General features: G+C 60.9%; 21 protein-coding genes and 1 tRNA gene. 3 read left to right on the forward strand and 19 right to left on the reverse strand.

Annotation, left to right across the window (positions count from 1 at the left end):
* Positions 1 to 135 precede the first annotated feature (135 nt).
* Both QQL64_RS08145 and QQL64_RS08150 read right to left on the reverse strand, forming a co-directional pair.
* Positions 136 to 1,275 carry an OmpA family protein gene (locus QQL64_RS08145; RefSeq protein WP_284398040.1) on the reverse strand — a complete coding sequence of 380 codons (1,140 nt, stop codon included), beginning with the start codon at positions 1,273 to 1,275 and terminating at the stop codon, positions 136 to 138.
* A gap of 192 nt (positions 1,276 to 1,467) precedes the next feature.
* On the reverse strand, positions 1,468 to 2,919 hold the full coding sequence (locus tag QQL64_RS08150) for a bifunctional 2-methylcitrate dehydratase/aconitate hydratase (RefSeq protein WP_284398043.1): 1,452 nt from the start codon (positions 2,917 to 2,919) through the stop codon (positions 1,468 to 1,470).
* Between the two features lie 289 nt (positions 2,920 to 3,208).
* On the opposite strand from QQL64_RS08150, the gene QQL64_RS08155 reads away from it, so the two are divergent.
* Positions 3,209 to 3,880 carry a TerC family protein gene (locus QQL64_RS08155; protein WP_284398045.1) on the forward strand — a complete coding sequence of 224 codons (672 nt, stop codon included), beginning with the start codon at positions 3,209 to 3,211 and terminating at the stop codon, positions 3,878 to 3,880.
* Between the two features lie 16 nt (positions 3,881 to 3,896).
* On the opposite strand, the gene QQL64_RS08160 is transcribed toward QQL64_RS08155, so the two are convergent.
* From QQL64_RS08160 to QQL64_RS08225, 14 genes are all read right to left on the reverse strand, one after another.
* Complete coding sequence (locus QQL64_RS08160; protein ID WP_284398047.1) at positions 3,897 to 5,183, reverse strand: acetate kinase; 1,287 nt, start codon at positions 5,181 to 5,183, stop codon at positions 3,897 to 3,899.
* A 155-nt stretch (positions 5,184 to 5,338) separates the two neighbouring features.
* Positions 5,339 to 5,890 (reverse strand): hypothetical protein, encoded by a 552-nt coding sequence (locus tag QQL64_RS08165; RefSeq protein ID WP_284398049.1) that lies wholly within the window; start codon positions 5,888 to 5,890, stop codon positions 5,339 to 5,341.
* A complete protein-coding gene (locus QQL64_RS08170; protein ID WP_284398050.1) occupies positions 5,887 to 6,579 on the reverse strand; it encodes a C39 family peptidase in 693 nt (230 codons plus the stop codon). The genes QQL64_RS08165 and QQL64_RS08170 overlap by 4 nt, the downstream gene beginning before the upstream one ends.
* Complete coding sequence (locus QQL64_RS08175) at positions 6,576 to 6,980, reverse strand: hypothetical protein (protein ID WP_284398051.1); 405 nt, start codon at positions 6,978 to 6,980, stop codon at positions 6,576 to 6,578. Before QQL64_RS08175 ends, QQL64_RS08170 begins: the two co-directional genes overlap by 4 nt.
* Before the next feature lie 125 nt (positions 6,981 to 7,105).
* A complete protein-coding gene (locus QQL64_RS08180) occupies positions 7,106 to 8,113 on the reverse strand; it encodes a hypothetical protein (protein WP_284398052.1) in 1,008 nt (335 codons plus the stop codon).
* Between the two features lie 412 nt (positions 8,114 to 8,525).
* On the reverse strand, positions 8,526 to 9,674 hold the full coding sequence (prpC, locus tag QQL64_RS08185; protein WP_284398054.1) for a bifunctional 2-methylcitrate synthase/citrate synthase: 1,149 nt from the start codon (positions 9,672 to 9,674) through the stop codon (positions 8,526 to 8,528).
* Positions 9,675 to 9,743: 69 nt separating this feature from the next.
* Positions 9,744 to 10,628, reverse strand: a complete 885-nt coding sequence (gene prpB / locus QQL64_RS08190) for a methylisocitrate lyase (RefSeq protein ID WP_284398060.1) — start codon at positions 10,626 to 10,628, stop codon at positions 9,744 to 9,746.
* A gap of 123 nt (positions 10,629 to 10,751) precedes the next feature.
* A tRNA-Ser gene (locus QQL64_RS08195) sits at positions 10,752 to 10,844 on the reverse strand.
* Between the two features lie 67 nt (positions 10,845 to 10,911).
* Positions 10,912 to 11,118 (reverse strand): carbon storage regulator CsrA, encoded by a 207-nt coding sequence (gene csrA, locus QQL64_RS08200; RefSeq protein ID WP_284398062.1) that lies wholly within the window; start codon positions 11,116 to 11,118, stop codon positions 10,912 to 10,914.
* 269 nt (positions 11,119 to 11,387) lie between these two features.
* Complete coding sequence (gene alaS, locus QQL64_RS08205) at positions 11,388 to 14,024, reverse strand: alanine--tRNA ligase (RefSeq protein ID WP_284398065.1); 2,637 nt, start codon at positions 14,022 to 14,024, stop codon at positions 11,388 to 11,390.
* An 80-nt stretch (positions 14,025 to 14,104) separates the two neighbouring features.
* Positions 14,105 to 14,605, reverse strand: a complete 501-nt coding sequence (locus QQL64_RS08210; protein WP_284398068.1) for a regulatory protein RecX — start codon at positions 14,603 to 14,605, stop codon at positions 14,105 to 14,107.
* A gap of 15 nt (positions 14,606 to 14,620) precedes the next feature.
* The gene (locus QQL64_RS08215; RefSeq protein WP_345782646.1) at positions 14,621 to 15,235 is read right to left on the reverse strand and encodes a short chain dehydrogenase; all 615 of its coding nucleotides are present in this window, start codon (positions 15,233 to 15,235) and stop codon (positions 14,621 to 14,623) included.
* A gap of 17 nt (positions 15,236 to 15,252) precedes the next feature.
* Positions 15,253 to 16,293 (reverse strand): recombinase RecA, encoded by a 1,041-nt coding sequence (gene recA, locus QQL64_RS08220; protein ID WP_284399708.1) that lies wholly within the window; start codon positions 16,291 to 16,293, stop codon positions 15,253 to 15,255.
* A gap of 123 nt (positions 16,294 to 16,416) precedes the next feature.
* Complete coding sequence (locus QQL64_RS08225; protein ID WP_284398073.1) at positions 16,417 to 16,926, reverse strand: CinA family protein; 510 nt, start codon at positions 16,924 to 16,926, stop codon at positions 16,417 to 16,419.
* A gap of 90 nt (positions 16,927 to 17,016) precedes the next feature.
* Between QQL64_RS08225 and mutS the strand changes: the two genes are divergently transcribed.
* Positions 17,017 to 19,587 carry a DNA mismatch repair protein MutS gene (gene mutS / locus QQL64_RS08230; protein ID WP_284398075.1) on the forward strand — a complete coding sequence of 857 codons (2,571 nt, stop codon included), beginning with the start codon at positions 17,017 to 17,019 and terminating at the stop codon, positions 19,585 to 19,587.
* Between the two features lie 176 nt (positions 19,588 to 19,763).
* Here mutS and QQL64_RS08235 read toward each other — a convergent pair whose 3' ends face one another.
* Together QQL64_RS08235 and QQL64_RS08240 are read right to left on the reverse strand one after the other, a co-directional pair.
* Entirely contained in the window at positions 19,764 to 20,330 is a 567-nt protein-coding gene (locus tag QQL64_RS08235; protein ID WP_284398077.1) for a response regulator, read from the reverse strand.
* Between the two features lie 119 nt (positions 20,331 to 20,449).
* Positions 20,450 to 20,854, reverse strand: coding sequence for an RNA-binding S4 domain-containing protein (locus QQL64_RS08240; RefSeq protein ID WP_284399710.1), 405 nt, complete (start codon positions 20,852 to 20,854; stop codon positions 20,450 to 20,452).
* 98 nt (positions 20,855 to 20,952) lie between these two features.
* On the opposite strand from QQL64_RS08240, the gene QQL64_RS08245 reads away from it, so the two are divergent.
* A complete protein-coding gene (locus QQL64_RS08245; RefSeq protein WP_284398079.1) occupies positions 20,953 to 21,561 on the forward strand; it encodes a trimeric intracellular cation channel family protein in 609 nt (202 codons plus the stop codon).
* Here the strand turns inward: QQL64_RS08245 and QQL64_RS08250 are convergent.
* A complete protein-coding gene (locus QQL64_RS08250) occupies positions 21,558 to 22,463 on the reverse strand; it encodes an AEC family transporter (protein ID WP_284398084.1) in 906 nt (301 codons plus the stop codon). The two genes, QQL64_RS08245 and QQL64_RS08250, sit on opposite strands and share 4 nt — an antisense overlap.
* Between the last annotated feature and the right edge of the window lie 44 nt (positions 22,464 to 22,507).

The following is a 22,507-nucleotide window of genomic DNA, read 5'->3' on the forward strand; positions in this document are numbered from 1 at the left end:
GAGAGAGCACATGGATGTGCTCGCTTTCCTCGCTCCCCAGAGCCGGTCACATCCATGTGCCCTCTCCGCGTGGAGGAGCGAGGAAAAGAAAAGCCCGGCATAAGCCGGGCTTTTCCGTAACACCTTGCAGTCCGATTACTGCTGGACCTGCAGTTCCGTACGACGGTTGCGGGCGCGCCCAGCATCCGTCTTGTTGCTGTCGACCGGGTCGTTCTCGCCGTGACCGATCGGGCCTTCCAGACGGCTCGCATCGACACCGTGCGCGGTCAGATAGTCGTACACGATCTTCGCGCGACGTTCCGACAGACCCTGGTTGTAGGCCGACTTGCCGACGCTGTCGGTGTAGCCTGCCACCATCACCTTCACCTGCGGATAGCGCTTGAGCGTGTCCACTGCCTGGTCCAGGATCGCCAGCGAGTCGGAGCTCGGCACAGCCAGCGCCGGTTCGATGTTGGTCTCGCCCTTCTTCGGACGGTCGAACTTGAAGTTCACGCCGCGCAGGTCGATCACGACCTTCTGCGGGCAGCCATCCGGACCCACGATCGTGCCTTCCGGCAGATCCGGGCACTTGTTGTCGCACAGGTTCACGCCGTTGCGGAACTGCTTGGAGCAGTCCGGTGCAGCCGGCGGCGGCGGTGCGGCCGGCGCCGGAGCGGCCGGCGGTGCGCCCAGACGGGCCACCAGGGCGAAGCCCAGGTACCAGTCGCCGTAACCGTTCTTCTGCGGCTGGGTCTTGTCGTCCCAGTCGTAGCGGTAGGCCACTTCCGTACGGAAGTCCACGCTGTCGGTGATCGCCTTGGAGATACCCACGCCGCCCTGTGCTGCCGGAGCCCAGTCGTTGTTCAGCGGGTTGTGGTGGTAGCTGCCCATCACGCCGCCCATCAGGTACGGACGCCAGGAGTTCCAGTCACCGAAGAAGTAACGCGCCGACACGCCGTAGTTGTTGTTCGACCAGATGTTGCCCTGACCGAACACCGCGGTGTCCGCCTTGCGCTTGGTGCGGTCGACGAACAGTTCCACCGACACGTTCGGGCTGATGAACTTACCCACGGACAGACCGTAGAAAATCTGGCGGCTGCGAGTGTTACGGTCGGTGTCGTTGTAGTAACCGCCCAAGGTCGGGGCGATGTACCAGCGGTCGTCGAAGCCATTCGGCAGCGTGGAGGTGCTTGCGGTGTCGCTGCTGGCAGCAGCGGCCGTATTGTCCTGCGCGTGAACGGCACCTACGCCGCCCAGGGCAAGAGCGATTAGAAAATACAGGCCCTTACGTTTCATCAGGTCTCTCCTCTTCTTAATGATTAGGGCATTCATCCCGCCAAGAATGAAAATCGCTTTTCGTTATCCATTGCGAAATGGATAACGAATTTCCTGCGATGTCCTAGTAACCGGCATTACGGATTTTAACAAAATTTAAATAATTTGCAAAATCGCCGCTAATTTTCCCTTCATTCTCTTCTCACACTGTCTTTACAGCGTGAAGAGACCCAAAAACGCCTGAATTGGCATGGCATCCAGCCTAGCCGGTTCAGCCGTCGCTTCCAGAATCGCCTTCACGCGGTGGGACGGCAAGTGCCCACGCATGGCGGCCTCGAATTTCTTGAGCAATACGGGGATGCCCTCGGCACGACGCTTGCGGTGGCCGATCGGGTAGTCGATGGACACCTTTTCGGTACTGCTGCCGTCCTTGAAGAACACCTGCACCGAATTGCCGATATAACGCTTTTCGGGGTCGAAGTAGTCTTTGGTGAACTGCGGGTTCTCGGTAACCGTCATCTTGTCGCGCAGCGCATCGATGCGCGGATCGGCGGCCACGTCGTCGTTGTAGTCGTCGGCGGTAAGGCGGCCGAAGATCAGGGGCACCGCCACCATGTACTGGATGCAGTGGTCGCGATCGGCGTAATTGGCCAGCGGACCGGTCTTGTCGATGATGCGGCAGCCTGCTTCCTGGGTCTCGATCACTACCTTCTCGATCTGGTCGATCTTGCCGGCGACCTGGCCGTGCAGCTTCATGGCGCACTCCACCGCGGTCTGTGCATGGAACTCGGCCGGGAAGCTGATCTTGAACAGCACGTTTTCCATCACGTAGCTGCCGAACGGACGCTCAAACTCGAACGTTTTGCCCTTGAAGGCAACGTCGTAATAACCCCAAGTCTTGGCTGACAACGCAGAGGGATAACCGACGACACCGCGGTAAACGGCGTTGATCGCGTGAGTGACGGCGCGGCGGCAAGCGTCGCCCGCAGCCCAGCTCTTGCGCGGCCCGGTGTTGGGGGCATGGCGATAGGTGCGCAGTGCGCCGTTGTCAATCCAGCTGTGAGAAACAGCGGTGGTGATCTGCTCCTTGTTGCCGCCCAGCATCGCGGTGGCGACGGCAGTGGAAGCCAGGCGCACGAGGATCACGTGGTCCTGGCCGACGCGGTTGAAGCTATTGAGTAGCGCATAGCAGCCCTGGATCTCATGGGCCTTGATGGCATAGCTGAGCACGTCGCGCACCGTCAGTGCCTTGCCGCCTTCGCGCTCTGCTTTGCGGCTGAGGTAATCGGCCACGGCTAGGATCGCGCCAAGGTTGTCCGACGGATGGCCCCACTCGGCGGCCAGCCAGGTGTCGTTGAAATCCAGCCAACGGATCTGCGTACCGATCGCGAAGGCGGCCTGCACCGGATCCAGCTCATGGCTGGTACCCGGCACGCGTGCGCCACCCGGCAGCGTCGCGCCCGGGACCATCGGTCCCAGATGCTTCACGCACTCCGGAAACTTCATCGCCAGCATCGCCGTACCCAGCGAATCGAGCAGCATGTAGCGCGCGGTGTCGTAGGCCTCGGTCGAATTGATCCGGTAGTCGGCAACGTAGTTGGCAATGTCGACCAGCGGCTGATCGGGGTCAGGACGCTTGGCGGAACGGATGTCATGCGCGCTCATGGCAGGGTCTCGGTGTAGGGAAACGCCCATTGTATCCGGCCTCTATCGTTCTAAGCACCGTTTGCTGACTTGACCGCCCACCCCGGTCCTATCGAAAATCCTCACGAAATCATCCCAAAGGGGAGTAGTTCCGGGTACGGCAACGTCGTATCCGCGCGGTGGTCGTCATCACGAGCGAGGCGTCGCTCCGGGCACCGCGGTGGCTGTGCTGCGAACGAGACTTTTGCGGTGATGGCGGAACGCGTGCGTCCGTCGTCACCGCTTGAGTCCAGCGCGCCAAGGAATCCAGATGGCCTTCCCCACCCACCTCCTTTCGGATCTGCTGACCATCGTGCTGCTGGACCTGGTCCTGGCCGGCGACAACGCGATCGTGATCGCCCTTGCGGCCCGCAGTCTGCCGCGCACGTTGCAGAAGCAGGCCGTGTTCTGGGGCACGTTCGGCGCAGTCGCTGTGCGTATCGTGCTCACCGTGTTGGTGGTCTATCTGCTCGAACTGCCAGGGTTGATGGTGATCGGCGGCGTGTTGCTGCTGCCGATCGCATGGAAGCTTCTGAAACCGGAGCACGATGACAATCTCACCGTCGCTCCCGCCGCAAACTTCTGGACCGCACTGCGCACGATCATCGTCGCCGATGCCTTGATGGGCTTGGATAACGTGCTGGCGATTGCCGGTGCTGCGAAAGGCCATACCGGCCTGGTGGTGATCGGTCTGCTGATCAGCATTCCGCTGGTGGTATGGGGCTCGACGCTGATTCTGAAGCTGATCGAACGTTTTCCGATCATCGTTTACGCAGGCGCGGCAGCCATCGCCTGGACTGCCGGCCGCATGATCAGTCATGAAAAACTCTGGCTCGACTGGTTCACCGCGCATGGGTGGATGAAACACGTGCTGGAAGTGGCCTTGATAATCGGCATCTGCGGCGGACGCTGGCTGCTCAATCACCGCGCGCGGACTACCTGAGGTGTTTGCGACGAGATCAATAGGTCATCGGCATACGTACGGTGACGGTGGCATCGGGCGTATCGCGCGTCACTCCGACACCCAGCGTGAAATTCAATGTGCGCTTCTCGTTGAAACGGTATGACCCGCCAATCAGCAACGAACCCAGCCACACCTTGGTCGAGCTAGGCAGCTTCTGACCACCGACATAAGTCGTACCGACAAAGGTCTGATCGTAACCAATACTGAGAGAGGCCTTGTCGTTGAGCGCCATGCCCATGCCAATGCTGATGTCCGCTTCATTGCCCATCTTCACATTACCCAGGAACTGTGTGCCACCCAGCAAGATGTGATCGTAGACGTTGTGGCGTTCGACGTTGTAGAGGTAACTCAAGTTACCGAAGAACACGACAGGATCAGATGGGAACAACCAAGTCACACCAGGTTGTAGCGTATAGAAGCCCGTGCCGGTCGGTTGTCGTATCGGCAATCCTGTGCCAGTGAGGTTTTGTACACAGCGCGTCACACAGTCGGTAATGACTTCGAACGGGTCGGTACCCGTGCGCGACTTGAAGCGGAACCAGCCGATGTAATAGGCCTTATCCGCGCCGCCGTCGTTGATCTGGTAGCGCGCCGTTGCCTCGATATCGCCCAACCCCCTGCCGCTAGAACTGAATACGTTATCTTCGGCCGAACCCGTAAGCACGGCACGGCTCACGGTGTCGTCGTGGGTATCCACGTAAGGCACACGCACTTCCAACTCCAAGCGATTGGTGATGCCGTAGCGCCCGGTGAGCACGGCTGTCTGTGTCGTGTCGCGAACCTGCCGCACATCGATCAAGCCGATCAGGATGGCGGGAATGATGGTGTACCCGACCAGCGCAACACGACTCGCCGTGGAATAGCCGAACTGATACGCCGGCTCGATCACGATCTTGCCTTTTGGCGTCAACACACCCGGCTGTTGAAAGATCGGCGCCACTTCGGGTGGGCGTGCATTCTGGGCGGGCGCCTGCCCGACAGGTGCAGTCGGCGTCACTGACGTCTGCTGTGCGTCCTGCGCATCGGCGGACGCATCGGGCGACGGCATCGGCAACGCAGTGGCGTTACCGCCGGCTGCGGAAATGTTGCCGCCGCGTTGACGATCCAGCACGTCCATGCCTACCGCGTGACGCAATGCCTTGTAGTCAGATTCCTGCTGTGCAAGCTGATGCTGCAAGGCATCGATCTGACCGCGCATCGCCTCGATGCGCGCGTCCTGCTCTTGCAGGCGCTGACGAATGGCCGGGGACGATGCGTCATTGGTTCCGGACGTGGATGGCATCGGCACATCCTGCGCGACAACCACACCACAAAACATCATGAAGCCGGCACAGCCGGCTGCACACGCCCATGGTTTGCACTGGCGTTCCCGTTTGGCGTTCCGGTCCATCTTGTTCATCTCGATTCCCCGTCAATCGATATCGTCATGTGCACATATCAATGTCCCAGCGCTTGCGCTTGCACGGCCTGCAACGCTTGCTGCAGACCTCCGTCGCGGAACACATTGAGCGTGTTGACCGAGACATTTAAGGTGGTGATGTTGCGGATGGTCTGATTGTTCAACGTGTTCTGGATCACCGTCGCCACACTGGTCTGGCTGAGCGACGATGGATCAAAGGTGTTGCCGGGGCCGTTCTGCACCACGTTGACCGTGCTGAGCGCGGAAGCCAGCGCCACCGCCTGCTGCGAGGTGATGTGTGCGACATCGGGCACGCTGACGTTGGCGTAGGTCACCAGATTGCCATCGATGTACACCGCCCGCTCGATGCCGAACGACACCTCCAGGCCATTACCCAGATCGAACCCACCGCGTATCGTGGCAAGTCGTTCGAGAGGAACAGGAAAACCTAGGCCAGCGATCCGACGTGGTGGTGAGGCCTGATCCGTTGTCGATGCCGACTGCGCGTGGGACACAACGGCGCACGCAAGCAAGCCCAGGAGCAATGCCACGCGCGAATAGACGCGAACATAGGGCAGCGATCGCCTCATATGTCCCCCGGCCCGTATTTGGACATGGTGATCGTATCCAGCCCACGCCGGTCGATACCCGTGCCCAGCGGAGCTATCGGTGCGGAGTGCCAATCGCTGTCCGTGTTGAAGCGCGCGAACTCGCGCCGGTTGTGGATGACGAACACCAATCCGTTCTTCCACAACTCATCGAAGCGATCCAACGGAATGGCGCGCGTGCCTCTAGCAGGGTCGCCGACCAGTACGCGTCCGTAGCGAATCCCTTTGATCACCACGAAATGGTGATAGCCGCGATCCTCGATCAGCACGATCGCCGGCAAGTCGGCCTTCTGCAGCTGATCGAGCGAGGCATGGAAACCGTCGGCATCGAAGCCGATGCTCTCCAGATATAACTTGATGTCCAGCAGCGAGAAACCTTCTTTGTTGATCTTCGCGCGGTTGCCATGCGCGTACATCTGTTCGAACACAACCTGTTCGTTGACTGGATAGTCGTACTGAAACGTCAACAAGGTCGCCACGGCCGCCGAGCCGCAGCTGAAATCGTATTTTTGTCGGATTGTGTTGCGAAACTTGGCTTCTTTGAGTGTGGTGATATGCAACGTGTAAGTTTGCCCAGCATTGTCGTTGAGCGACATCGTCGCTGCCCGAGCGCCTATCGGCAAAGTGGCTGCCAGCGCGACGAAAATGAGCGTAGGCAGCGATCGCTTCATGGCTTCATCTGCACGTTGACAATGACGCCATTCTGAATCAGTACGTTGTTACCGGTGTTCTGAATCACTGACGGCAAACCCGACGCGCCTGAGAAGGAATCTCCACTGATCGAGTTGCTTCCCGTTGTGACTTGCGAGGCACTGTCGCCCGTGACCGTGCCGGTGATCGTTTGGTTGTTCTGCACGAGCGTGCCGCCGCTGTAATGGCCCAGCGTGCCCACGCTCACCGCCTGGCCGAAGCCATCGACGTAAACCGGCTGCGCATGAGCGGCTGCCGCTTGATCGCTTCCGTGCTGGGTATCAGTGATGCTTCCAGGTGGACTTGCAGCGAGTGCCCATCCAGGCAATCCCAGCGCCACGGTTACGACGGAACTTAAAAGAGCAGGTCTTGAAAGAAACATGGCACTACTCCGACCGCGTTGGCGCATCGACTACGACCGTGTGCCGGCCGGCTGCCTCAGCAGTCGGCCGGCCCGCACAGCAACAATGGAGCGATGCGCGCTCCACTGTGCTGATCAGTCGTCAATCAATGGCCACCCACGTTCAGATTGGCCTGGACAGTCACGCCTTGCTGGATCAATGCGGCTGCGCCGCTGTTCTGAGCAATGGTCGTGATGCCAGCCGCCGCTGCCGCGGCGCTGGTCATGGAGTTGGACATGTCGAAGGTACCGGCATCGGCTGTGTTGCTTCCTGCATTACCGCCAGCACCGCCAGACGCGCCGCTACCGGCTCCGCCAGTAGCCGAACCGCCCGCGCCACCCGTTCCGCCCGCACCGCCAGTCGCGCTAGAGGAACCACTGCTGCCGCCCATCGCGCTGCTGCTGCCGCTGGTGGACGTCGCCGCTCCGGCCGTGTTGGAACCACCCGTGCTGGTGCCGCCGGCTCCGCCACTGCCCGAACCACCGCTTCCGGCGTTGCCCGAGCCTTTACCGTGCGAACCACCATTCTCGGCGTTGTTACCACCGCTGCTATCGGCGTTGCCCGCGCCGGCTGCGAGGCTACCTGCTCCGCTGTCACCGCTGCTGGAACCGGATCCGCCCGCCTTTCCGCTGTGGGAGAAAGCATTTCCGCCGCCACCATCGTTTCCGCCGTGACCGCCTACCGCAATGCCTCCGAAGCCGGCTCCGCCCTTGCCGCCTTTTCCGCCGTCAGCACTACCGCTGTTGTTTGCGTTGTTACCAATGCCCGATACCGAGAGATTGGAAACCGTGCCGTTAAGGTCGGTGTTGGCGACTGCCGTGCTGGTGTTGAACGCGTCGTTCACCGTCGAGGTAGAAGTGGCACCGTTATTCGCCGCGGAGGTGCCCATACCATCACTGTTGACATCACCGCTGTTGTTACGGTCATTACCACTAGGAGTAATGGTAGTGGTGGGTGTAATCGTAACTGTCTTGGTGTGCGTGCTTGAATTGGTATTCGAGCTCGTGATGGTGCCCTTGTTGTGGTTGTTCTGATCCGAGTTGTTGTCGGCCATAGCCGGGAGAGCAAGTCCCAAGCCAAGCGTTATCGCCGTGAAAATAAGAGTCTTGCGCATGTTGATTCCTCCCGGGAATGGATGCGGTGACCCCCCTGTTTTTGCTTGTGCAGCTCCTAAACAGGGCAATTCGCATGCCACGCGAAGGCATCTCGCGCGGCGTCGAGAAAGCGCGTGAAATCAGTCGATTGCAAACGCGATGCGATCGCGCGTTGTTAACGCTTCAATCGGAACTGATACATCCGTGCTACATCGTTCACGACTAGGAAGTAGGCGCGATGCATTGACGGATCGTTGCACGCTAGGGCAATAGCGGCTTGTGCACTTACATTCGTTTCGATCCGCGGGGTGTATCGAATACGTAACACCCTCTATCCACACCTGGCACGGTCAAACGCAATCATTTCGTGAGAAAAGAGTGAAAAAAGGGAGCGCAAGGCCCCCTTCGTTCGAGCTGGTCTGCGTTGCACGATCAGCGTTTTTCGATCGGTACGTAGGTGCGATCTTCCGGCCCGGTGTAGTTGGCGCTCGGGCGGATGATCTTGCCATCCTCGCGCTGCTCGATCACGTGAGCGCACCAGCCCGATGTACGCGCTATCACGAACAGCGGTGTGAACATCGCCGTTGGCACACCCATCATGTGGTAGGCGCTGGCTGAGTACCAGTCCAGGTTCGGGAACATCTTCTTCAGCTCCCACATTAACTTTTCGATACGTTCGGAAACTTCGAACAAGGTTGGATTGCCGCCGTCCGTGCATAGCTTGCGAGAGATTTCCTTGATGATCTCGTTGCGCGGATCGGACACGGTGTAGACCGGGTGGCCGAAGCCGATGATGATTTCCTTACGCTCCACCCGGGCGCGAATGTCGGCTTCCGCTTCGGCCGCATTGCGGTAACGGGCGATAATCTCCATCGCCACTTCGTTCGCACCGCCATGCTTGGGACCGCGCAGCGCACCGATCGCACCGGTAATCGCCGAGTACATGTCCGAGCCGGTGCCGGCGATCACACGGGCAGTGAACGTCGAGGCGTTGAACTCATGCTCCGCATACAGCACTAGCGAGCGGTCCAGCGAATGCGCGCACAACTCGCTCGGCTTCTTGCCGTGCAGCAGATGCAAGAAGTGTGCGGCGATCGATTCATCATCGGTCTGAGTTTCGATGCGCTTGCCGTTGTGGCTGAAGTGGTACCAGTACAACAGCATCGAACCAAAGCTGGCCATCAAGCGGTCGGCGATGTCGCGCGCGCCGGTGACGTTGTGGTCTTCCTTCTCCGGCAACACCGTGCCCAGCACCGAGCAGCCCGTGCGCATCACGTCCATCGGATGCGTGGCGGCAGGCAGCAATTCCAGTGCGTTCTTCACGGGTGTGGGCAGGCCGCGCAACCGCTTGAGCTTGGCGCGATAGGCGTTCAGTTCCGCCCAGTTCGGCAACACGCCGTGTACCAGCAGATAAGCCACTTCCTCGAAGCAGCCCTTGGCCGCCAGATCGTGAATGTCGTAGCCGCGGTAATGCAGGTCGTTGCCGCTACGACCGACCGTGCACAGCGCGGTGTTGCCCGCAGCCACGCCGGACAGGGCAACGGATTTCTTCGGCTTGGGGGCGGTGGTTTGCTCGCTCATCGGATCATGCTCCTGGTGCGGTACTTGAACTGCGGTTGCGCTAAGCAGCGCTACCGTAGGGGGATACGTTTATTTTGTGTTTGCAAACAACGCGTCGAGCTTGTCTTCATAGGCGTGGTAGCCAAGGAAGTCGTACAGCTCTTCGCGCGTCTGCATGGTTTGGATGGTGTTCTTCTGCGTGCCTTCGCGACGCACCGTCTCGTAGAAGTTGAGCGCAGCTTTGTTCATCGCGCGATAGGCGCCGCAACAATAGAGCGCGATATCGACGTTTGCGCTGCGCAGTTCGTCGGTGGTGAAGAACGGGGTCGTACCGAATTCGGTGAGATTGGCCAGGATCGGCACTTTCACGGCCTGCTTGAAGCGGCGGTAATCATCCAGTGTCTTCATCGCTTCCGGGAAGATCATGTCGGCGCCGGCCTCGACATAAGCGCATGCGCGCTCGATGGCCGCATCGATACCTTCCGTAGCGGCGGCGTCGGTGCGCGCCATGATCACGAAACTAGGATCGGTACGCGCGTCCACCGCCGACTTGACGCGGTCGACCATTTCTTCCTTCGGCACCACTTCCTTGCCGGGACGATGGCCGCAACGTTTCTGACCGACCTGATCTTCTATATGCACCGCGGCCACGCCGACGTTGACGAAGGAACGGATGGTGCGGGCGATGTTGAATGCACCGCCCCAACCGGTATCGATGTCCACCAATAGCGGCATTTGCGTGGCATCGACGATACGGCGCGCATCGGTGAGCACATCTTCCATGGTGCTGATACCGAGATCGGGTATGCCCAATGAATTGGCGGCGACGCCACCGCCGGAAAGATAAAGGGCCTTGTAGCCCACGCGCTTGGCCATCAGGCCCGCATAAGCGGTAATCGCGCCCATGACCTGAAGTGGCTGTTCGGCGGCGAGCGCGGCGCGGAAGCGGCTGCCGGCGGAGTCGAGTTGGGTCATCTTGGTTCTCCGAAACCGTGAATTGTAAGGGATGGCCGGGACCGCTGCGTCGTTGAACAAAACGGAGGCATTCTCTCTCCGCCAGTAACGCAAAAACGCCCACAAGGGGCGTTTTTGCGTTACTGGCGGAGAGAGAGGGATTCGAACCCTCGATAAGGCTTTTGACCCTATACTCCCTTAGCAGGGGAGCCCCTTCGGCCTCTCGGGCATCTCTCCACATTTATTCCGTGGCGTCACGGAGCCGGAAAGGATACCGGCGAGCGCTCTCAAGGTAAAGAGGCGGTCAATGCGCGCCCGATTCGCCGGAGGCGCCGCCTTCACTCTCGTTTTCGCCCTTGATACGTTGGTAAATCTCTTCGCGATGCACGGCCACGTTCTTGGGCGCATTGATGCCAATGCGGACCTGGTTGCCTTTAACGCCGAGAACGGTAACGGTCACCTCGTCGCCGATCATCAGGGTTTCACCGACCCTGCGGGTCAGAATCAACATAGCTGCTACTCCATTTAATGCTTGTGGTCACAGGCCATCTGCGTGTTGTTGCCTCACCCCTGAGCACATCACCACGCAAATCTGACGTTCGTGTCCGTCAAAGGCCTTACCGCCTTCCCCGGCTCCAAACACATCAAGATGCCTCGAAAGACAACTCGCCGCTACAGTGCCGCCGCAACCAGCAGCACCACATCTAACCGATACTAGCCGAGCGTCTGCGCTGCATGCAATCTACACACAATCTTGACATTCGGTCCATACGCAGCGCGTCAACCGGCCAGCTGTTTATCGATCCAGTTCACCGTATTAGCAAGCACGTCGGGCAACTGCGGTTTATCTAGACCGCCGCCCTGCGCCATGTCGGGACGGCCGCCGCCCTTGCCGTCGATCTGACCGGCAACATGCGCCACGACATCGCCCGCCTTGATGCGCCCAGTCGCTTTGCCGTGTACGCCTGCCACCAGCGAAACGCGCCCATCCGCGGCGCCAGCCAGCAACACCACGCAGTCTGCAAGTTGTTGTTTGAGCTGATCGACACCGTCACGCAGGGCTTTGGCGTCCAACCCTTCCAGACGCGCCGCAATGACCTTGATCCCGCCGACGTCATGCGCCGAACTGGCCAGATCGCCGGTCATCGAACCGGCGGCTTTCGCGCGCAAGGATTCCAGCTCGCGCTCCAGTTTCTTCTGCCGGTCGAGCAGCTGCCGCAGCTTGTCTGCAGCATCGTCGCCACTGCTCGACAGCAGTTGCGACAGCTCGCCAAGGCGACGCTCTTCGTCGGCCACATAAGCCAGTGCGCCCGTACCGGTCACCGCCTCGATACGGCGCACGCCCGATGCCACACCGGCTTCGCTGACGATCTTGAACAGGCCGATATCGCCCGTGCGACCCACGTGCGTGCCACCGCAAAGTTCGGTAGAAAATTCACCCATCTTCAGCACGCGCACTTCGTCGCCGTACTTCTCGCCGAACAAAGCCATCGCGCCGAAATCGATCGCATCGTCATACGCCATATGGCGCACTTCGGCTTCGGCATTGCGTCGTACTTGCGCGTTGACCAGCGCTTCGATCTGCGCCAGTTCATCGCGGCTCATAGGTTTGAAGTGCGAGAAGTCGAAGCGCAAGCGATCGGGCGCAACGAGCGAACCCTTCTGCGTGACATGCGTGCCCAGAACCTGACGCAGCGCCGCGTGCAGCAAGTGTGTGGCGGAGTGATTGAGTACGATAGCCTGTCTGCGCGCAGCGTCGATGCTGGTGTCCACAAGATCGCCCGTACGCAACGGTTGCGCACCATGCCAACGCCCTGCATGGCCAAAAAACACGCCACCCATCTTCAGCGTATCGACCACCTCGAAACGACCTGCCCCGTTCGACAGTGTGCCGGTGTCGCCGACCTGACCGCCGGATTCGGCGTAGAACGTCGTGCGGTCGAGGATCACCAAACCTTCCTCGCCTTCGGCCAGCTGATCGATTTGTTTGCCAGCACGCACGATGCCGACCACTTTGCTGCCCTGCCCGGTTAGCGTTTCGTAACCGAGGAACGTCGTGGGCTTGAGCTGGCTGGCGAGTTCCGCCGGCATCTGGCCCTTGGCCTCGAAGCGACTGGCTGCGCGCGCGCGTTCGCGCTGCTGCTCCATCGATTGCTCGAAGCCGGCCATATCCACGCTCAGACCACGCTCGCGAGCGATATCGGCCGTGAGATCCACCGGAAAGCCATAAGTGTCGTACAAGCGGAATGCATCTTCGCCGGGAATGGTCTTGCCGGACTTGGCGGCCACTTCATCGAACACGCGCATGCCGTGCTCCAGCGTTTCGCCGAAACGCTGCTCTTCGATACGTAGTGCATCTTCGACGAAAGATTGCTTCGCCGCGAGCTCCGGATAGGCCTCACCCATCTCCTCGACTAGCGGCTGCACCATCTTCCAGAAGAAATCGCCGCGTACACCCAACATCCAGCCATGGCGCAAGGCGCGGCGGATGATCCGGCGCAACACATAGCCACGGCCTTCGTTCGATGGCAGCACGCCATCGACGATCAAAAAGGAACATGCGCGGATGTGATCGGCGATCACACGCAAGGACTTGTTGGCAAGATCCTCAATCTTTGTCAGTTGCGCCGCGACCTTGATCAGATGCTGGAACAGGTCGATCTCGTAATTGGAATGCACGTGTTGCAACACGGCCGCGAGACGCTCCAGACCCATGCCGGTGTCCACGCACGGCGCCGGCAATGGCGACAGCGTGCCGTCCGGCGCGCGATCGAACTGCATGAACACTAGATTCCAGATTTCGATGTAGCGATCGCCATCCTCATCCGGCGAACCGGGCGGACCGCCCGCGATTTCCGCACCGTGATCGAAAAAGATTTCGGTGCACGGCCCACAAGGACCGGTATCGGCCATCTGCCAGAAGTTGTCGGAAGCATACGGCGCGCCCTTGTTGTCGCCGATGCGCACGATGCGCTCGGCGGGCACGCCGACTTCCTTGTTCCAGATGTCGTAGGCTTCATCGTCGGTGTGGTAGACAGTCACCCACAACTTGTCCGACGGCAACTTGAGCACGACAGTCAGCAGTTCCCATGCATAACGAATCGCATCGCGCTTGAAGTAGTCGCCGAACGACCAATTGCCCAGCATCTCGAAGAAGGTGTGATGGCGCGCGGTATAACCCACCGAATCCAAATCGTTGTGCTTGCCGCCAGCGCGCAGGCAGCGCTGCACATCGGCTGCGCGCACATAGGGTAGTTTCTCGCTGCCGAGGAATACATTTTTGAACTGCACCATGCCCGAGTTGGTGAACAACAGCGTCGGATCGCTGGCCGGCACCAGCGAGCTGGACGGCACGATGGTGTGATCCTTGGCGCGGAAATAGTCGAGGAAAGCAGAGCGGATATCAGCGGTTTTCATGCGTGTCGGGGGGCATAAGACGAAAAGGACGCAGCGCCACCGCCACGATCGACCCCTCGATCCCGATCAAAGCAAGGACCTCAGGAGTTTTCGTCGGCAGCGTCGTCCACGTCAGCGTGGGTTACATGACGTACTGTGGCGGCGGGAAAGCCTCGGCGCAAGAGGAATTGCGCCCGGCGAGCGCGTTCGGCAGGGTCCACGGTACCCGCGGAGCCGTAGCGGCGGCGCAGTTGAGCAGCGGCGGAGGCCGTCCAGTCGATCTGGGCCGCGTCGAGCAAACTGCGAATGCGAGCGTCGGAAAGCCCGTGACTTCTCAGTTCCACGCTCAGACGCATGGGGCCGTATCCCTGGGCAGAGCGGCTGCGGATCAGGACTTCGGCAAAACGCTCATCGTCCTGGTAGTGCTGTTCGCCAAGACGTTCCAGCGCTGCGCTGGTTTCATCGCCGGCATAACCGCTGTGACCCAGCTTCTGCCGCAACTCGCGGCGAGAGTGTTCGCGGCGGGCAAGCAAACCCAGCGCCTTGTTGTAGGCACTGGGCTTGGGCTTTTCGCTATCTTTGTCGCCGCTTTTACGTCTCATGGCGGACCGTACCGCTTAAAATACGCGGTAGACCTGCCCGGTCTGGGCACCTTCCACACTGCGGCTGAAAGCCAACGCAGCGCGCGCTGCAGTGACAGGCTCAAAACCGCGGAAGAACGGTGCGTAGGCAGGCATTGCCTCGGTGAGAACAGTGGGGCTAACGACATTGATGCGCAAACCGCGCGGCAGCTCGACGGCCGCGGCACGAACGAAGGCCTCCACCGCGCCATTGACCAGGCTGGCAGAACTTCCGGCCACAATCGGCTGCTCTGACAAGATGCCGGTGGTGAGCGTGATGGAGCCGCCATCACGCAGGTAATCGCGCGCCGCCAGGGCAAGGTTGACCTGCCCCAGCAACTTATCCGCGATACCCAGCGTGTGCAGCGACTCGCCATACGGCGCAGCCTTGAAATCCGCCAACGGCGCAAACGTAACCTTGCCCGCGGCGCTGATCACAGCATCCAGCTCACCGGCCTGCTTCAATCCGTTGCGGATACTTTCTACGTCGGTGAGATCCATCGTGATACTGCCGGAACTGCGTCCGGCAGCGATCACTTCGTGACGCTGGCTGAGCTCCGCCGCAACAGCGCGTCCCAGCGTGCCCGATGCACCGACCACGAGAATCCGCAGGCGTCGCTCGCTCATGCTCAGACCTCTTCCAGCGCCTCTTCGGGAGATGCCGGCGTGGCCTTACCACTACCGCTCACCAGCAAACGCGCGCGCAGCTCGCGATCGATTTCATCGGCGATCGGCGCATTGTCCCGAAGGAACTGACGCACGTTCTCCTTGCCCTGGCCGATGCGCTCGCCTTTGTAGCTGTACCAGGCACCGGACTTGTCGATCAGGTTCTGCGCCACGCCCAGCTCGATGATTTCGCCTTCGCGCGACGTACCTTCGCCGTAAAGGATTTCGAATTCGGCCTGACGGAACGGCGGCGCCACTTTGTTCTTCACCACCTTCACGCGCGTTTCAGAACCGATCACTTCTTCGCCCTTCTTCACCGCACCGATGCGGCGAATGTCCAGGCGCACCGAGGCGTAGAACTTCAGCGCGTTGCCGCCGGTGGTGGTTTCGGGGTTGCCGAACATCACGCCGATCTTCATGCGGATCTGGTTGATGAAGATTACCAGGCAGTTGGATTTCTTGATGTTGGCGGTGAGCTTGCGCAGCGCCTGGCTCATCAGGCGAGCGTGCAGGCCGACGTGGGAGTCGCCCATTTCGCCCTCGATTTCGGCTTTGGGCGTAAGCGCAGCGACCGAGTCGATCACCACCATCTCCACCGCGCCGGAGCGCACCAGCATGTCCGCAATTTCCAGCGCCTGTTCGCCGGTATCGGGCTGCGAAACGAGCAGATCGTCGACGTTCACGCCCAGTTTCTGCGCATAGGAGGGGTCCAGCGCGTGCTCCGCATCGACGAAGGCCGCCGTGCCACCATTCTTCTGGCAGCTGGCGATGGCTTGCAAGGTTAAGGTGGTCTTGCCCGAGGATTCCGGACCGTAGATTTCGACGACGCGCCCGCGCGGCAAACCGCCGACGCCCAGTGCGATGTCCAGACCCAACGAACCGGTGGAGACGGTCTCGATGTTGTCGTCGATGCGGTCGCCCAGGCGCATCACCGCGCCTTTGCCGAATTGCTTCTCGATCTGGCCGAGGGCGGAAGCGAGCGCCTTGCGCTTGTTGTCATCCATCGTCTTAATTCCGGTCGTGGTGGGTATGGCGTGCATGATGCCCCTCTCCCGTCTCACGGGTTGGGATCATGCGAACTTCGAGTATCCCACATTGGTCAAGCCGCCTCTTTGGCTAAATTCTGCTCAATCCGTCAGCGTCTCGCGAATGCCGATGAGCGCCGCTGCCACCGTCTGACGCCTTACCGCTTCGCGATCGCCCGAGAAATGAAACAGCTTGGCGCGCGCATAGCCACCGCGGCGCTTCCAGCCGATCCACACGGTACCGACAGGTTTGTCGGGGGTACCGCCGCTGGGGCCGGCGATGCCAGTGACCGCCACCGCCATGCCGGCGCCGAAACGCGCCAGCGCGCCGGAGACCATCTCGAGCACGGTTTCTTCGCTGACCGCACCCGTGCGCTCCAGCGTGCGAGGGTTGACGCCCAGCAAGGCCTCCTTGGCTCCGTAGCTATAGGTGACGACGCCCGCATCGAACCAAGCGGAACTGCCCGGCAAATCGGTCAACGTCTTGGCGATCCAACCGCCGGTGCACGACTCGGCGGTCACCAGCATCAGTTTGCGCTGCTGCACATCAGCGGCGACTTGCGTAGCCCACGCCGCCAATTCGACGTCAGTAGGAACGGATGACAACTCCATGCGAGACTCCACATTCTCTCGACGCCCCTCTTTACCGGCGTGAAGCTTTCGTTGTACCCCTTCCGCGCCACGACGCCAAGACTTGACCGAATGACTCAGGACGAACTTTCGCTGCACTCCCCGATGATGCGCCAGTACCTCACGGCCAAGGCCGCGCATCCGGATGTGCTTTTGTTCTTCCGCATGGGCGACTTCTACGAGCTGTTCTACGACGACGCACGCAAGGCGGCACGACTGCTCGACATCACGCTCACCCAACGCGGTCAGTCGGCGGGTCAGCCGATTCCCATGGCTGGCGTGCCGTATCACGCGGTGGAGAACTATCTGGCCAAACTGGTGCGACTGGGCGAATCGGTGGCGATCTGTGAGCAGATCGGTGATCCGGCGCTGGCCAAAGGGCCGGTGGAACGCAAGGTCGTGCGCATCGTGACGCCGGGCACGGTGACCGATGCCGCTCTGATGGAAGAGCGCCGCGACAACCTGCTACTAGCGATTGCCGCCGGAGCACACGGCAGCTATGGCCTGGCCTGGGTCGATCTTTCCAGCGGCCGCTTCCTGCTTAGCGAAGTGTCGAATGCAGAGGCGCTCGCTGCCGAACTGGCGCGCCTGCAACCGGCTGAAACGCTGGCAGGCGAAGACGTGGCGTGGCCGAAGCTGGTAAGCAGCTTGCCCGGCTTGCGCAAGCGTCCACCGTGGCATTTCGACAGCGATGCCGCGCGGCGCGAACTCAACCGCTTCTTCGGCACGCGCGATCTCGGCGGCTTCGGTGTCGACAACCTCCCTTTAGCCATCGCGGCCGCCGGCTGCCTGCTCGGCTACGTCGAGGAAACTCAGAAAAGCGCGCTGCCGCATCTTTCCGGCATGGCCGTGGAAAGCGCCAGCGAAACGATTGCGCTGGATGCGGCCACGCGTCGCAATCTGGAGCTGGACACGCATCCCAGCGGACGTACCGAACACACGTTGCTGGGCGTACTGGACGAAACCGTAACGCCCATGGGGGCGCGCCTGCTGCGCCGCTGGTTGAATCGTCCGCTGCGTTCGCGCGAAACATTGCGCCGCCGGCATCAGGCCATCGGCGCGTTGATCGAAACCCGTCGCTACGAAGGCTTGCGCGATCAACTGCGGGGCATCGGCGATCTGGAGCGCATCCTTGCACGCGTTGCCTTGCGCTCGGCACGCCCGCGCGATCTGTCCACGCTTCGCGATGGCCTTGCCGCAGCGCCCGCCTTGCGCATGTCGATCGCTACGCTCGACAGCCCGCTGCTGCATGACCTGGTCAATGGCATCGGCGATCACGCTACGACGGCAGAGTTGCTCACCCGCGCCATCGTGGCGCAGCCGCCGGTCTTGCTGCGCGACGGCGGCATCGTCGCCGATGGTTACGACGCCGAGCTGGACGAACTACGCCGCCTCTCCACACATGCCGACCAATACTTGGTCGAACTGGAGGAACGTGAGAAAGCTGCCAGCGGCATCCCCACGCTCAAGGTGGGCTACAACCGCGTACATGGCTACTACATCGAGATCAGCAAGGCTCAATCGGACAAAGCGCCCACGCATTACACGCGCCGGCAGACCACCAAGAACGCCGAGCGCTACATTACCGAAGAGCTGAAAATCTTCGAAGACAAAGTGCTGTCTGCCAAGGAGCGTTCGCTGATGCGCGAGCGTGCCTTGTACGAAGCCTTGCTGGATACGCTCACTGAACGGCTGGAGCCGCTCAAGCATGCCGCTGCGGCAATGGCCGAACTCGATGTGTTGTGCACGCTGGCCGAGCGCGCCGAAGTGCTTGACTGGAATGCGCCCGCGTTGACCGACGACGCCGGTATCGCCATCGAGCGCGGTCGTCATCCTGTCGTAGAAAAAGTTCGCGAAGAACCCTTCGAACCGAACGATCTCGCACTCGACGACGGCCGCCGCATGCTGGTGATCACGGGCCCGAACATGGGCGGTAAATCCACTTACATGCGGCAGAACGCGTTGATCGTGCTACTGGCGCATATCGGCAGCTACGTGCCCGCCGCGCACGCGACGATCGGACCGATCGACCGCATCTTCACTCGCATCGGCGCAGGCGACGATCTATCGCGCGGCCAATCCACCTTCATGGTGGAAATGAGCGAAACGGCCAACATCCTGCACAACGCCACACCGCAAAGCCTGGTGTTGATGGACGAAGTCGGGCGCGGTACTAGCACGTACGACGGCCTCGCCCTCGCTCGCGCCGCGGCCGTACACCTTGCTGCAACCAGCCGCGCCTACACGCTGTTCGCCACGCACTATTTCGAACTGACGGAGCTGGCTTCCGAATACGCAACGATTGCCAATGTGCATTTGGACGCCGTCGAATACGGCGAGCAACTGGTCTTTATGCATGCAGTGAAGGAAGGACCGGCGAATCGCAGTTTCGGCCTGCAGGTGGCGGCGCTGGCCGGCCTACCCAAATCGGTGATTGCCGATGCAAGGCGTACGTTGGCCGAACTGGAGCGAGGCATGCACGCACATGTCGCTGCACCGGCAGCGGCTCCCGCTTCACCGCAACTGGGTTTGTTTGCCGCCTCGCCTTCGGTGGTGGAACGCGAACTGCAGAACATGGACCTGGATGCGATGTCGCCACGCGAAGCGCTCGAAGCACTCTATCGCCTGAAATCGTTGCCCTAACCGCGGTCGATTCATTGCCGACAACATGTCGTTACCGCCTTCGCCGGAACTCTACCGATGACGCCAATCGCTAAAGCTTCGGGCATCAGGCAAAAAAAAAGCGCCGCAGCGTCCCCACACTGCGGCGTTTCCGTCTGAAGTCAGGCGGTTGCTGCGGGCCTTACTTGGAGTGTTACTTAAGCCGCCATGCCGGAGACGGTACTGCGAATCTCTTCATACGGCGTTGCGGACACGGATATGGGCGGTGTTGTGGTCGTCGTCAAAGGCGCCACGGCACGAGCAGCCAGACGACCTGCGCGAACCAACTGATGGATGCTCTGCTGCACTTCGCGCTGGCCGAACGGCTTCTTGATGAAATCGTCGGCGCCGAAGCGCTGCACGTAGAACTGTTCGGTCGCCTGCTGGTTGCCGCTAATCATCACGATCGGAATATGCTGGGTCAGCGGATCATGGCGCAGGGCGCGCAACACCGCGAAGCCATTGATACCGGGCAGCACAATGTCGAGGAAAATCACTTCCGGCTGCTCGGCCTTGGCCAGTTCGATCGCGCTTTCGCCATCGACTGCCTTCTGCACCGCGTAGCCTTCCTGTCCAAGCAACTTGCCGAGCACGGCGCGGATGGTCGGTGAATCGTCCACCACCAGCATCCTCGTACCCGATGCCGCCTGCAGCGTCCGCCCCTGATCGACGGGCTCCGGCGCATGGTTACCTAGCAAGCGCTTGAAGAATTCGATCCCATTCATGGCACATCCTCTAAATCCGTTACTGCACAATCCACTACTCAAGCGGCGGACTCGCTAAGGGCAACCCGCATTGGTGAGGATAATCACGCAGATTCATGCGGATTTCTGAGATGTGCTGCTCACGAGGAGTCCTTAAGCCGTCGCAATTCGCGACGTTCCTGCTTATTCGGACGTTTTGGAGGATGGTTCAGGCCCGCGCCGCTCAGGCGACGCTGCTCGCGGATCTGCTCTCGAGCAAGCCGGCTCGCTTCGGTTTCCAGATAAAGCGCCTGGGCTACGCTCGCCGGGCCACGCTGCTCCGATAGCGCCAGTATTTCGAGCTCCAATCGCTCTTCGCTTCGGGTCAGACGGACGCGGTCACCTACGTGCACCGCCTTGGCGGGCTTGCAACCGCCGCCGTTTACATCCACCTTGCCGCCGTCGATGGCCTGCTTGGCCAGGCTGCGTGTCTTGTAGATGCGCGCCGCCCATAGCCAGATATCGGCCCGTACTTCCGTCGGTGCTTCATGCGTAACGTGTTTCATCGGTAGCATTATCGAATCATTGCCCGGCGTGTGCATGGCCGTTTTGAAAACCGTCATGCTTGCACGAGCCTTACGACGACTGTGCACAGGGGACCGACATGATTCTCTACCTGCTCGATCTGATCGGTGTCGCGGTATTTGCGGTCAGCGGCGTGCTCGTCGCTGCGCATTCGCAGCTTGATCTGCTCGGGGGCCTCGCCCTGGCAGCACTCACGGCGATCGGCGGCGGCACACTCCGTGACGTGCTGCTTAACCGCCACCCGATTTTTTGGATTCGTGACACGCGCTACTTGCTGGTGATCCTCATCGCCGCTGCGTTGACCATGACCTATACCGCGCTCTTTCCTCCGCCCGGCAACGGGCTGTTGATCGCCGACGCCCTGGGCCTGGCCCTCTTCGCCATCAGCGGCGCGCAGATTGCGGAAGCGGCCGGCTTGTCACCTTTGATCGTCGTGATGATGGGGGCCATGACAGGCACGGCCGGCGGCATGTTGCGCGACGTGATGAGCGCGCACGTTCCGCTGATCTTTCAACAGGATCTTTACGCCACCGCGGCCATCGCCGGTATCGTGGTTTACCTGTTGCTGCAGAAGCTGACTGTTCCGCGCACCTGGGCCATCAGTGCCGGCGTCGCGGTGATTCTCGGCATGCGTCTGCTCGCGGTGGTATGGGGCGTACATTTGCCCCGGCTGCACGCCATGCATTAGCCCGGAGGAAGCAGAAGACTGCCGAGCGGGATCGTCAGCAACGACAGCACAATACCCGCACCGAGTACGGCATTGGCAAGCGGAGGATCGAGTTCGTACTCGTCGGCAAGGATCGCTGCCGAGATCATCGGCGCCATGGCCGCCTGCAAAACGCCGATGGTGAGTACGAGACCACCCACGCCCAGCGTTCGCCCAAGCAACCAGCACATGAGCGGCGCCAGCAACAGTTTCCAGCCAAGGCCCCAGACAAGCGCACCGCTTTGTTTCTCACCCAGTCGAAACCGGAATTGCATGCCGACCGAAAACAAGGCCAGCGGCGTCAGCGTCGCGCCTAGCGGAGCGAGCACGCCGTGTATCGCGGCAGGCCAATCGCCGAACCTGCCGATGGCGATACCCGCGATCAGCGCAATAAAGGCGGGAAACGTGAGGATCCGGCGCACGATCAGACCGGCCTGTGGATTGCGTCCCGCGTAGATGGAGGCGACCACGATGCCCGCTGACGCAAGCAATGGGAACGTACCCAGCTGATCGGCGACGACGGCCAGCGACAAGCCCGCCTGACCATGCAGGGCCTGCATCATCGGATAACCCATAAAAGACGTATTGCCCAGACCGCACACCAGAATCAAAGCGCCGATACGTCCACGCGACCAGCCCAGACGCGCTCCTAGCAGCCCGAACAACAACCATGCGCCACCGAACACGATGGCCATGGCCGCGACGGGAAACCAGAGCTGGGCGTCGAATGTCACACCCGGAATCAGATCCAGCACCAACGCCGGCAGCGCAACGTTGATAACCCACCAGTTGATACCGGGCACCATGCCGGCCGGTGGCTTCGCCCACCGCGCGACCGCGATGCCCAGTACCAGACAGGCAAACAGCAGCAGCAGCGCGCTCATGGGGTTCCTTCAAAAGCAAGGCGGCCGCAGTATAGCGGCCGCCT

The organism is Dyella lipolytica, from assembly GCF_030160075.1.
GTDB lineage: Bacteria > Pseudomonadota > Gammaproteobacteria > Xanthomonadales > Rhodanobacteraceae > Dyella_B > Dyella_B lipolytica.

Excerpts from the sequence above, each read along its gene's own strand:
- QQL64_RS08145 (WP_284398040.1), bottom strand. The coding sequence starts at position 1,275 with ATGAAACGTAAGGGCCTGTATTTTCTAATCGCTCTTGCCCTGGGCGGC.
- QQL64_RS08150 (WP_284398043.1), bottom strand. The coding sequence starts at position 2,919 with ATGAGCGCGCATGACATCCGTTCCGCCAAGCGTCCTGACCCCGATCAG.
- QQL64_RS08155 (WP_284398045.1), top strand. The coding sequence starts at position 3,209 with ATGGCCTTCCCCACCCACCTCCTTTCGGATCTGCTGACCATCGTGCTG.
- QQL64_RS08160 (WP_284398047.1), bottom strand. The coding sequence starts at position 5,183 with ATGCCATCCACGTCCGGAACCAATGACGCATCGTCCCCGGCCATTCGT.
- QQL64_RS08165 (WP_284398049.1), bottom strand. The coding sequence starts at position 5,890 with ATGAGGCGATCGCTGCCCTATGTTCGCGTCTATTCGCGCGTGGCATTG.
- QQL64_RS08170 (WP_284398050.1), bottom strand. The coding sequence starts at position 6,579 with ATGAAGCGATCGCTGCCTACGCTCATTTTCGTCGCGCTGGCAGCCACT.
- QQL64_RS08175 (WP_284398051.1), bottom strand. The coding sequence starts at position 6,980 with ATGTTTCTTTCAAGACCTGCTCTTTTAAGTTCCGTCGTAACCGTGGCG.
- QQL64_RS08180 (WP_284398052.1), bottom strand. The coding sequence starts at position 8,113 with ATGCGCAAGACTCTTATTTTCACGGCGATAACGCTTGGCTTGGGACTT.
- prpC (WP_284398054.1), bottom strand. The coding sequence starts at position 9,674 with ATGAGCGAGCAAACCACCGCCCCCAAGCCGAAGAAATCCGTTGCCCTG.
- prpB (WP_284398060.1), bottom strand. The coding sequence starts at position 10,628 with ATGACCCAACTCGACTCCGCCGGCAGCCGCTTCCGCGCCGCGCTCGCC.
- csrA (WP_284398062.1), bottom strand. The coding sequence starts at position 11,118 with ATGTTGATTCTGACCCGCAGGGTCGGTGAAACCCTGATGATCGGCGAC.
- alaS (WP_284398065.1), bottom strand. The coding sequence starts at position 14,024 with ATGAAAACCGCTGATATCCGCTCTGCTTTCCTCGACTATTTCCGCGCC.
- QQL64_RS08210 (WP_284398068.1), bottom strand. The coding sequence starts at position 14,605 with ATGAGACGTAAAAGCGGCGACAAAGATAGCGAAAAGCCCAAGCCCAGT.
- recA (WP_284399708.1), bottom strand. The coding sequence starts at position 16,293 with ATGGATGACAACAAGCGCAAGGCGCTCGCTTCCGCCCTCGGCCAGATC.
- QQL64_RS08225 (WP_284398073.1), bottom strand. The coding sequence starts at position 16,926 with ATGGAGTTGTCATCCGTTCCTACTGACGTCGAATTGGCGGCGTGGGCT.
- mutS (WP_284398075.1), top strand. The coding sequence starts at position 17,017 with ATGACTCAGGACGAACTTTCGCTGCACTCCCCGATGATGCGCCAGTAC.
- QQL64_RS08235 (WP_284398077.1), bottom strand. The coding sequence starts at position 20,330 with ATGAATGGGATCGAATTCTTCAAGCGCTTGCTAGGTAACCATGCGCCG.
- QQL64_RS08240 (WP_284399710.1), bottom strand. The coding sequence starts at position 20,854 with ATGAAACACGTTACGCATGAAGCACCGACGGAAGTACGGGCCGATATC.
- QQL64_RS08245 (WP_284398079.1), top strand. The coding sequence starts at position 20,953 with ATGATTCTCTACCTGCTCGATCTGATCGGTGTCGCGGTATTTGCGGTC.
- QQL64_RS08250 (WP_284398084.1), bottom strand. The coding sequence starts at position 22,463 with ATGAGCGCGCTGCTGCTGCTGTTTGCCTGTCTGGTACTGGGCATCGCG.